This window comes from Paenibacillus sp. FSL R7-0312 (assembly GCF_038004445.1).
Lineage (GTDB): Bacteria > Bacillota > Bacilli > Paenibacillales > Paenibacillaceae > Paenibacillus_AQ.
The window spans coordinates 4,598,648-4,609,896 of the sequence record NZ_JBBORE010000001.1; the positions used below are offsets into that span (position 1 = coordinate 4,598,648).

The 11,249-nt window shown below is 45.3% G+C and carries 11 protein-coding genes; all 11 read left to right on the forward strand.

The features are described 5' to 3' along the window. Positions 1–4: 4 nt before the first annotated feature. The 11 genes from MKX70_RS20175 to MKX70_RS20225 all read left to right on the forward strand — a co-directional run bounded on the left by MKX70_RS20175 (position 5) and on the right by MKX70_RS20225 (position 11,241). Positions 5–367 (forward strand): hypothetical protein, encoded by a 363-nt coding sequence (locus tag MKX70_RS20175; RefSeq protein WP_340840588.1) that lies wholly within the window; start codon positions 5–7, stop codon positions 365–367. A 410-nt stretch (positions 368–777) separates the two neighbouring features. Next, on the forward strand, positions 778–1,932 hold the full coding sequence (locus tag MKX70_RS20180; protein ID WP_340840589.1) for a hypothetical protein: 1,155 nt from the start codon (positions 778–780) through the stop codon (positions 1,930–1,932). A gap of 65 nt (positions 1,933–1,997) precedes the next feature. Further along, positions 1,998–2,642, forward strand: coding sequence for a hypothetical protein (locus MKX70_RS20185; protein WP_340840591.1), 645 nt, complete (start codon positions 1,998–2,000; stop codon positions 2,640–2,642). A gap of 62 nt (positions 2,643–2,704) precedes the next feature. Continuing rightward, a complete protein-coding gene (locus MKX70_RS20190) occupies positions 2,705–3,064 on the forward strand; it encodes a hypothetical protein (RefSeq protein WP_340840592.1) in 360 nt (119 codons plus the stop codon). A 20-nt stretch (positions 3,065–3,084) separates the two neighbouring features. Further along, complete coding sequence (miaB, locus tag MKX70_RS20195) at positions 3,085–4,635, forward strand: tRNA (N6-isopentenyl adenosine(37)-C2)-methylthiotransferase MiaB (RefSeq protein WP_340840593.1); 1,551 nt, start codon at positions 3,085–3,087, stop codon at positions 4,633–4,635. 60 nt (positions 4,636–4,695) lie between these two features. After that, complete coding sequence (locus MKX70_RS20200) at positions 4,696–5,112, forward strand: RicAFT regulatory complex protein RicA family protein (protein WP_442950525.1); 417 nt, start codon at positions 4,696–4,698, stop codon at positions 5,110–5,112. Between the two features lie 136 nt (positions 5,113–5,248). Then, positions 5,249–6,019, forward strand: coding sequence for an NUDIX domain-containing protein (locus MKX70_RS20205; protein WP_042237003.1), 771 nt, complete (start codon positions 5,249–5,251; stop codon positions 6,017–6,019). Between the two features lie 48 nt (positions 6,020–6,067). Beyond that, positions 6,068–6,610 carry a cysteine hydrolase family protein gene (locus MKX70_RS20210; RefSeq protein ID WP_340840594.1) on the forward strand — a complete coding sequence of 181 codons (543 nt, stop codon included), beginning with the start codon at positions 6,068–6,070 and terminating at the stop codon, positions 6,608–6,610. Positions 6,611–6,736: 126 nt separating this feature from the next. Next, positions 6,737–8,188 (forward strand): nicotinate phosphoribosyltransferase, encoded by a 1,452-nt coding sequence (locus MKX70_RS20215; RefSeq protein WP_340840595.1) that lies wholly within the window; start codon positions 6,737–6,739, stop codon positions 8,186–8,188. A 393-nt stretch (positions 8,189–8,581) separates the two neighbouring features. Then, positions 8,582–9,811, forward strand: coding sequence for a glycosyl hydrolase family 8 (locus tag MKX70_RS20220; protein ID WP_340840596.1), 1,230 nt, complete (start codon positions 8,582–8,584; stop codon positions 9,809–9,811). Between the two features lie 419 nt (positions 9,812–10,230). Continuing rightward, positions 10,231–11,241, forward strand: coding sequence for a 2-oxoacid:acceptor oxidoreductase family protein (locus MKX70_RS20225; protein WP_042236998.1), 1,011 nt, complete (start codon positions 10,231–10,233; stop codon positions 11,239–11,241). Positions 11,242–11,249: the final 8 nt, after the last annotated feature.

The following is an 11,249-nucleotide window of genomic DNA, read 5'->3' on the forward strand; positions in this document are numbered from 1 at the left end:
TAAAATGGAGAATGTAAAAGTTAAAAAAGAAATAGTTAATCAAGAGTTAAAACAAAAGAAGAAGCATTATATAGACTGGAAATGTATTGTTCGGGGTCAAATTTATCTTGCTGAAATGTATGATGGGATTGTTCAGGAAGTGCTTGTGATAAGCAATAACACAGGGAATTTTTACTCAGGGGTAATCACTGTCGTTGAGGTTTTGAACGGTAAAGTAGATGTGACACAAATGAATACAATAAGTAAAAAGAGATTATTAGCTTATGTTCGGACAATTGGGGAAGAATCAATGAAGTTGATTAATCACCAAATTAGAGTGTGTATTATAGGAATTGATAATATGGCGGCAAAGCCAGTAGCAATTTAACCCTCTAAGGAGGGTTTTTTATTTATGTCAGTGAAAAAAGGGAAATAAATGTGTTATGTAGAAAGAAACAAAGCTACAACAAGGAAATTGCGAGAGGGAATTCGGTTTATGCAGTCAGAACATCGAGCACCTATTCTTAATTTTCATAACTATAAATTGAAGAAAATGAAAACGCAGTTTAATGAAGAACAGATAGAAGAATTCACAATAGTTATTAATGAAGCAATGGAGAAAAAATTTAAATGTAAAAGTTATCGAATCTGGTGAATTTGAAAACATAGAATATATTGGGATAATAGGGTATATTGATAATCAGCTTAATCAAGTGAAGTTATTATGTTCTTATATAATTGTTTGGATTCCTATCGAGGATATCTTACAAATTACCATTGAATAAGGAGGGTGTTAAATTGAAATTAAAAGTTCTCTTTACAAACGAATTGCCTTTTATGATTCAGCTTCCAAATGGTATTTATCCAGTAATGGTTAAAATTTATGATGAAACTGATAAGGTATTCAATTTAAAATTGAGTGATGAAGTTTTTAAACTTCATATCAACCCATTCGCTAATTCCAAGACTGCTACTTATTTAGAAGGTGAAAAGGAATATCTCGAAAATTATATAGTAAGAAATCGAATATCCAGCTATGCTTTCACACCCTGTAAGAGCTATATAAGCTGTGTATTTGAAGAGGATTTTGAAGTAACTGAGGAAATGATAAATGAAATAAATAAAGAGGAATTAATAGAGCGATTCAAAACGATTATTATATCAGGCAGACTTGAACATATTGAGCAGGATGAATTACAAAAAAGTGCGAACGATATGTTCGATGGTGCAGATGAAGAAGCATTAAAAGAAATGAAAAAAGAATTAATTATCCATAATAAATTATCAAGTATGTTTTTTTTAGTCTATCCATACCACGAAGCATTAAATAAGTTTATTAAGCAATACAGCTATTCTAGAAACGATGTTTTTGTTGAAACAATTACGATGCATACTTTATCAGGAACGTATGTACAGAGCTTTAGGGATGGTAACTTAGTAGAGCAAACAAAAGCAGCTGGGAAAATGTCTTCAATTGCTCCATACGACAAATGGATGAATGATATTGAAGAAAACGATTTGATTACTTTAAAAGAAAGGCTAATAAACTATTTTGAAATACCTCCAACACGCGATTTGTTAATAATGGCACGGAATTTAAATGAACGTGGTGAGTATAGGTCAGCAATAATTAATGCTTCGGCAGCATTAGAAGTTGCTGTTGAACAAAAAATAACCGAAAAAATGCTTAATGACGGTAAAACTCAATCTGAAATAGATAGATACCTTAAAATTACAAAAACTGATTTCCCAAGAAGATGTGATGAACATCTTAAAGAGAAAACAGGTAAATCTTTAGTGGCGGATGAAAGCTCCCTATGGACATTAATTAAGGAGCATAGAAGCAAATACAGACATAAAATCGCTCATTCAAGTTTAATGCCTGGTGAAAAGGATTCTGATAAAGCAGTTAATGATTTCGAAGAAGCTGTTAATTGGGTTAATTCTTTATAATGAATCATATATTTTTCGATTTTCCATTGTTTAGAAGGGTTGTTTCATAAATAGGGGGGAGAATATTGGAACTCAAAAAGATACAAAAAATTATACATTTTTACTTGAATGCACGCAAAGAAACTGTTGATATGGTATTTGGATATCTTGATAGAAATGGGATAAAAACAATTGATGACTTAAAAAAAATAATAAGAAAGTTTTTTGCATCTAAGTATATTTCAGAAAAAGAATATGAAGAACTAGCTTATTCTCAGTTAATTCTTCTAATTAATAAGAGATATTATGAAGATACAGAACACATTGATGAACTAGACATTGTATTTAGACAAATAAAGCTTTTGAATAAATTGGCATTCAATAAAAAGTTGTATGTCTTCAATAGTGAAATTAATTATGAAAATCCAAGAATATGGGGAAAAAGAAGTACCAGTAGTTGTGGTGACATCTTGGACTATTGTAAAGAAGATGGGATGAAGTATCATTCATCCAAGTTTAGATTGAAATATAAAGTTGTTGAATATGATGAACAAGTAGGATCGGATGACGAACAAGGATTTTGTTTAATAACAGGGTATGCTTCTGAGTTAATTGAACTAATTAGAGAATATCTTATACCTTTTCCAGATGGAGTAAGTGATGAGTTGTATAAGGTTAATATTAGTTCTTTGGTTGAAGGTGTCAAAAACCTTAGAATTAATGTTCGATAGTAACACTAACTTTCCGTGTTTTATAATACAAACTTACAGCTGCTTTGTATGGAGGGATATTAATGGAGGCAAAGTGTATTGGTGTTACTTATATAAAGGGAGACAAATCTTATATTCAAGGTTTGTCAGGGAACCAGTTCGGTCGTAAAAGCCGAAAGGGAGGAAAGTTAATTCATAATACAGGTTTTGGTGGCGGTTTTGAAATAGAAGGTGCAAAACTTGACCTTTGGCTTGAAATAGATGGTAAGGAACGGAGTTATGATTTGGCATATATGGCAAAGGATATTATGGGTTGGGACAGGCTGAATGAAAAGAGAAGTGACTTTCTGGATGAAAATCTTCCTGATTCTTTTCCGATAAATGATGGTGCCCTAGATATTAACGCTATTGAAGAATGGCTAAAAAGTTTAGCTAAGAAATAAGTAAGGATGTGTCAGCTAAAATGAAAAAAGAACAAATAGATTACTCCAAGTATTTTGATTTTTCTGATGCAAAAGTTATAAGTGAGCAAGAGGGGAAAACAACATATCGTATTAAAGGTAGGAATGTCCAGATAAACAGCCAGCCCGATTATAAAGAAGGTAAGCGGCGTGGCAAAGAAGGTATTGAGGTTCATTATAATTTTGAAATTCCAGAGGATATGAAGACCTTTGGTAAGGGCAAATGTTATGCTATTTTTACCTACGGCTGCCAAATGAATGAACATGATACCGAAACGATGAAAGGTATGCTGGAGCAACTGGGTTACCAGCCGGCTGATGACCGCAGAGATGCTGATCTTATTCTATTAAATACATGTGCAATCCGCGAGAATGCGGAAGATAAGGTGTTCGGAGAGCTGGGTCATCTCAAATCGCTCAAGCTGGAGAAGCCGGGGCTGCTGCTCGGGATCTGCGGCTGCATGTCCCAGGAAGAAGGCGTAGTTAACCGGATCATGAACCGTTATGGCTTCGTGGATATGATTTTTGGTACGCATAATATCCACCGGCTGCCGGAGCTGATTAAGGAAGCGGTGTTCAGCAGGGAGCTTGTGATCGAGGTCTGGTCCAAGGAAGGCGACATTATTGAGAATCTGCCGAAGAAGAGAGAAGGTTTGCGCGCCTGGGTGAATATTATGTACGGCTGTGACAAGTTCTGCACATACTGCATTGTGCCGTTCACCCGGGGTAAGGAGCGCAGCCGGCGTCCTGAAGATGTCATTGCCGAAGTGCGGGAGCTGGCCCGTCAGGGCTTCAAGGAAGTTACGCTGCTGGGGCAGAATGTAAACGCCTACGGGAAGGATTTTACCGACATTGACTATACATTCGGGGACCTGATGGACGACATGCGGGGGATCGATATTCCGCGTATCCGCTTCATGACGTCGCATCCCCGTGATTTTGACGATAAATTGATTCAAGTGCTTGGCAAGGGCGGAAATCTGGTGGAGCATATCCATCTGCCGGTCCAGTCGGGAAGTACAGCCGTCCTGAAGCAGATGAGCCGCAAGTATACCCGTGAAGCATATTTGGAGCTGGTCCGCAAGATCAAAGCAGGCGTGCCAGACGCGGTGCTGACTACCGATATTATTGTCGGTTTCCCGGGTGAAACCGAAGAGCAGTTCGAGGAGACACTGTCGCTGGTGCGCGAAGTAGGGTATGATATGGCATATACCTTCATTTATTCTCCGCGCGAAGGTACTCCGGCTGCTGCTATGGAAGATAACGTTCCGGCGGAAGTCAAAAGCGCGCGCCTGCAGCGTCTGAACGATCTGATCAAAGAACAGAGCCGGCAGGGCAATGAACGGATGCTCGGCAAGCTGGTCGAGGTACTGGTGGAAGGCGACAGCAAGAACAACATCAACGTACTCGCTGGACGTACCCGTGACAGCAAGCTGGTGCATTTCGAAGGCCCGCCGTCACTGATCGGCACAATGGTGCAGGTGAGAATTACCAGTACGAAGACATGGTACATCAAAGGGGACTATCTGGCGGAAGCTGCAGCAGTCCTCTAATTATAGAGAAATGGGGCGAGAAGATTGAGCCAGGAAGAAGCGCGTTTGAATGAATACGGCATGCAGACCCACAACACCCGTGATTTAATCGTAAGAGAGGATATTATGGGCAAAGCGAAGGAGCTGGCTACACTCATCTCCACCAGTGAAGAGGTCCGGCATTTCCAGCAGGCCGAGCAGAAAATTCTGAATCACGATCGTGTACAGGGTTTGATTGCTACCATTAAGAAGAAGCAGAAGGAGATTGTGGCCTTTGAGAGCTTCAAGAATCAGGCGATGGTCGCCAAGATTGAACAGGAAATTGAAGTGCTGCAGGATGAAATAGACAGTATTCCGGTCGTGAACGAGTTCCAGCAGAGCCAGAGCGACATTAACTATCTGCTGCAGCTGGTTATCTCCGTTATCAGGGATACCGTCTCGGACAAAATCAATGTGGAAGCAGGCACAGAAGCGCCTCCATCCACTTGCGGTGACTAATTGAATACCCCCGGGGCGGATGAGAATCCGTCCCTTTTTCATATATAGCGCGAACTGCGGTTGATTTTAAGAGGACAGGTTTGGTACATTAAAAGATACGAACAGCAAATATAGCTGCGGCAAAGGATGATCTAAAGTGAGCGAGAACGTGGAACAAACCTATAACTCCAAAAAATACCGCACTCCGGACGGCGTTCCGGCGGATATTGTCATGTTTACGCTGACCAAACGCGAACGGAAGACGGTCACGAAGACACTCCCGCTGCGGGAGTTGAAAGTTATGCTGATCCGGCGCAAGAAATGGCCCTATGCAGGTATGTGGGCTTTGCCGGGCGGCTTTTGCCAGGAAGATGAATCGATCTATGATGCGGCTACGCGTGAGCTGAAGGAAGAGACCGGCGTAGACGGCGGCCATTTGGAATATCTCGGTGTCTACAGCAAGCCGGGGCGCGATCCGCGGGGCTGGATCATCAGCCATGCGTTTTTTGCACTGGTCGAGGAGTGGATGCTGGAGCAGCGTCAGGCCTCTGATGATGCAGGGGAGGTTGGCCTGTTCACCCTGCAGGAAGCGCTGGAGAAGCTGGAGCTGGCTTTTGACCACCATGATATTATTACCGACGCTTATCTGCGGATTCAGCAGCAAATGCTGCAGACTACGATTGCACGGCAGTTTCTGCCGCGCCATTTCACGCTAAGTGAGCTGTATCAGGTGATCCAGACGGTCGTGCCTGAATTCAAGGAACCGAATTTTATCCGTAAAATTACGTCAACACGCAGCCGGCAGGGTATATTAAAGGAAGTAAGTGATGAAGCGGGCAATCCGCTCAGCTCCAATCAATACTCCCAGCGTCCGGCACAGCTCTATATGTTCACGGACCATGAACCTTTATTATCGATTTATACCTAATCTGCTGGGAAGCTTATGCTCACAACCCTTTGAGGAGGCTATCAACTAATGAGAGCACTAATCGTAATTGATTTCACCAATGATTTCATTGACGGAAGTCTGCCGGTAGGGCAGCCCGGTATCGAGATTGCGCCACGGGTCAGCCAGCTCACGGAACAGTTCGTGCAGAGCGGGGATTATGTTGTGATGGCTGTAGACTTGCATGAAGCAGATGATCCATATCATCCGGAGAGTAAATTATTTCCGCCGCATAATCTGCGGGGCAGTCAAGGACGTGAGCTCTACGGCAACCTGAAGGCCGTATACGAAGCGAACCGTGAAGCCATCTACTGGATGGACAAAACCCGGTACAGCGCTTTTAGCGGCACGGATCTCGAGCTGAAGCTGCGTGAACGCGGCATTACCGAGCTGCACCTGATCGGAGTATGTACGGATATCTGTGTGCTGCATACGGCAGTGGATGCGTATAATCTGGGATTCAGCATTATTGTACACGAGGATGCGGTAGCCAGCTTCAACCCGGACGGGCATACTTGGGCACTGGGACATTTCCGGGGCAGTCTCGGAGCGAAGGTAGTCGCTATCACATAGATAAATAATATAATTGAACGAAGATAATATCAAAAGCTGTAAGGAACGAAGGGGAAATTTGGATTATATAACACAACAGCAGCTGCAGATCCCGCTACAGCAGTGCAACTATTAGGAGATGAGGACTTGAGGAGAGAACTTGCTCTACATACAGACAAATACCAGATTAATATGATGTACGCCCATTGGGTTAACGGCACGCACAAACGCCGGGCTGTATTTGAAGCTTATTTCCGCAAGCTGCCGTTCGGCAACGGGTTCGCGGTATTTGCAGGCCTGGAGCGGATTGCCCAGTATATTGCTGAACTGCGGTTCACAGAGGATGATATCCGCTACTTGTCGGAGCAGGAGGAGAATTATGCACCGGCGTTTCTGGAGGAGCTGCTGCAGTTCCATTTCCAGGGCAGCATACATTCGATGAAGGAAGGCGCGCTTGTCTTCCCGGATGAGCCGCTGATCCGCGTGGAAGGCACGATTATGGAGGCTCAGCTGGTGGAGACAGCCATCCTGAACTTCATGAACTACCAGACCCTGATTGCGACCAAAGCTTCCCGGATCAAGCAAGTGGCTCCGAATGATACGCTACTTGAGTTCGGAACGCGGCGTGCGCAGGAAGCAGATGCGGCCGTATGGGGTGCCCGGGCAGCGTATGTGGGCGGCTTCCATGCGACCTCCAACATGCTGGCCGGCAAAATGTTCGGCATTCCTACGAAGGGCACCCATGCCCATTCCTGGGTGCAGAGCTTCCCGAGCGAACAGGAAGCCTTCGACGCTTACGCGAGAGTAATGCCGGACGGCGTTACCCTGCTGGTCGATACCTTCGATACCCTGCGCAGCGGTGTGCCGAATGCGATTAACACCGCCAAGAAGCTGGAGGCGCAGGGCAAACGGATGAACGGCATCCGGCTCGACAGCGGTGACTTAGCCTATTTATCCCGCAAAGCCCGGCAAATGCTCGATGAAGCCGGCCTGCAGTATGTGAAGATCGTTGCCTCCAATGACCTGGATGAGAACACGATCATGAACTTGAAGTCGCAAGGGGCGGCTATTGATACGTGGGGGGTCGGAACCCAGCTGATTACAGCTTCCGATCAGCCTTCTCTAGGCGGAGTATACAAGCTGGTCGAGATTGAATCTCCAAGCGGAGAGATGATTCCAACGATCAAGATTTCCTCTAATCCCGAGAAGGTATCGACTCCCGGCAAAAAGTCCGTTTACCGCATTATCGGGCAGAACGGTAAAGCCCTGGCAGATTACATCAGCTTCTCCGGGGAAGAGGCGCCGCGTAACGGTGTCCGGCTCAAGCTGTTCAATCCGCTGCATCCTTATATGAGAAAACATGTGGAGCACTATGAAGCGCTGCCAATGCTGGAGCCGATTGTAGTGAACGGCTTCCAGGTCTATCAGCTGCCGGATCTGAACGAGATCCGCCGCTACCATCAGGAGCAGCTTGATCTGTTCTGGCCGGAGTACCTGCGTAAGCTGAACCCTGAAGTATTCCGCGTGAATCTCAGCGAGCAGCTGTGGAACCGCAAGCAGCAGCTGATCGCGGAGCATATGATGACGGATGTGGAATAGCCTGATTGTTATATAGAAATATACTCAATTAACTTAGCCCTCTCGGCCGGTGGATAATCCACGACCGGGAGGGCTTTTTTGCCGGGGTGTGGGCAGAAGACAGGCAGGCTCATCCCCCTGCCCGCTGCGTATATCTTCATAGACACGTAATACGCAGGACCATATGCTCATTGACACGAAGTCTCTGGAATAATATATTAAATATGTTCTTAAATACAATTTTTACAGAAATGGTTATTTTTTTGGAGCTAAAGTTAAAGCGCTTTAACTTTAGCCCGGCAGACAGTTGGGCGGATACTCCATGTGAGGGGGTGAGCTTTTCCTAAGGCAGTTCGTTTGTGATTGCAATGGATTCGAAGCCATATCGACCAAATCATGAGGAGTGAATGCGTTATGAATAAGCAAGGGAAACGCAAGCTGCACTGGAAAAGTCTGATGCTTCTTTGTCTGGCGCTCTTTATCCTGCCTGCCGGGTCCGCTTTCGCCGCAGTGAACAAACCGTTCCCGCAGCATACGACCTATACGGCCGGAACCATCAAACCGAATAATGTTACGCAGACGGTTATGGATAATGCGGTTAAGACCAAATGGGATGCCTGGAAGGGTGCATATCTCAAACCGGCCGGGACAGGCAAATATTATGTTAAATATAATTCAGACGGGGAGACCGTCTCTGAAGCGCATGGCTACGGCATGCTGTTCACTGTCCTGATGGCCGGTTACGACACCAATGCGCAGAACTACTATAATGGACTCTACAATTATTACACAGCACATCCAAGCTCCATCAATCCTTATCTGATGTCCTGGAAACAGAACAGCAGCTTCCAGAATATCGAAGGCGAGGATTCCGCAACGGATGGTGATATGGATATTGCGTACTCGCTGCTGCTGGCTCACAGACAATGGGGAAGCAGCGGGACGATCAACTATTTGCAGGCAGCTACTAACATCATTAATGCAATCATGGATAATGAGATCAATCAGACCCAGTGGACCATCCGCCTGGGGGACTGGGCGAACAGCGGTTCATACAATACAGCAACCCGTCCTTCCGATTTCATGTTCAGCCATTTGAAGGCCTTCCAGTCCGCTACCGGCGATGCCCGCTGGCAGAATGTAACGGATAAGACTTATACGATTATTAACAACCTCTATACCGGTTATAGCTCTACCACCGGTCTGCTGCCAGATTTCGTAGTCTACTCCAGTAACACCTATAAACCGGCCGCAGCGAATTTCCTGGAGGATGCCAACGACGGCAATTATAACTACAATTCATGCCGTACCCCGTGGCGGATTACCACCGATTATTTGCTCACAGGCGATAACCGTGCCTTGTCCCAGCTGAATCAGCTGAACAGCTGGATCAAGACTAAGGTAAGCAGTACTCCGGGCAACATCAAGGACGGCTACAAGCTGAACGGAACCACTTTCGGCAGCTACAACAGCGGCGCGTTCTATGCTCCGTTCGGCGTAAGTGCGATGACTTCATCAGGCAACCAGAGCTGGCTGAATTCACTCTGGAGCCATACGTCAGGCAGCGCGGCAGAGGATTATTATGAAGACAGCATTAAGCTGTTCTCAATGATCGTAATGTCCGGTAACTGGTGGACTTACTAAGCGTTTTTATTCTTGATATGATCCAAAGACGAAATCCGGGTGATCTCTGATCACGGGTTTCGTCTTTTTTGGTAATGGGCGCCTGTGACATTTATCATGAAATCTGTGATAAATTTAACATCTTAATTTTTAATTTTATTGCTAAATTAAGGGTGACATTGGTTCCACTTCATCCTTGGGAAAACGCGGAATTACACACAATTTTCACAATTTGTCGTTTTTATGGCAGATTACCTTCTATTGAAGTAACGCCGCGCTGTCGCGTATAAAGAAATCCATTGAAATCCATAAAGAATTGTGATTCCCAAAGCGTGGAAAATGCAAGATATGTCACTTCGCGGCTTACAATTTCAAGTTACAATCGTTGAAAAAGTCAAAAGGATGTTATTCTTCTTGACACTAAGAAAGGGGTTATGTCGGTGGTACAATTGCCAAAAGTAAATGAGCTCGGTTTCTTTGAGATTCGTCTCGAATCTATTGGAGGCCTGGGTGCGAACCTTGCCGGTAAGATGCTCGCAGAAGCGGGTGTAGTCGGCGCAGGACTCAATGGCGTCAGTTTTTCATCGTATGGTTCGGAAAAGAAGGGGTCGGCGGTTAAAGCTCATATCCGTTTCTGCGATATGGACACTCATATCCGTGATACCTCCCCGGTAGAACGTCCGCATGTTGTAGGTGTTTTTCACGAAGCGCTTGCCAAGACCGTTAACGTAACCAGCGGAATTCATGAACACAGTACCGTTCTTGTGAACTCGGCCAAGACGCCGGAAGAACTCAAAGAACTGCTGAAGATGAAGGCCGGTACGATTGCAGTAATCGATGCCACCAGCATCGCGCTGAAAGAGAAGAACCGGGTGAATATGGCGATGCTTGGCGCGCTGTTCCGGCTCTGTCCGTTCCTGGATACCGATATTATGAAGGGCGTTATTGAGAAATCGCTCGGCAAGAAATATCCGCAGGCGGTCCAGTCGGCCATTACGACCTTTGACCGTGGCTATAATGAAGTGAAATTCCTGCATTTCGAGCTGGCTGCCGGCGACAGCATGCCGGTGTATGTCCGCTCCGATATTTCCGCTCTCGGCTACGAGACTCAGCCGATAGGCGGCACCATCACGAACCCGGGCGGCAGTTTCCTGAAGAACCTCAGCATCTCCCGTTCCGGTATGCTTCCGGTCTACGAGAATGAGTCCTGCATCAACTGCGCACAGTGTGACACGGTATGTCCGGATCAATGCTTCGTATGGGAAGAACGGCTGGACCGCAAGGGCCGTTCACAGATGTTCCTGCTCGGCATTGACTATCAATATTGCAAAGGCTGCCTGAAATGCATCGGCGCCTGCCCGACCTCGGCGCTCTCCAGCACCCGGGAGAAGGAAGGCTATGCAGACAGCCATACCGTGAAGCATACGTTTGATCTGGTTACTCAAGTCTAAATTTCGGA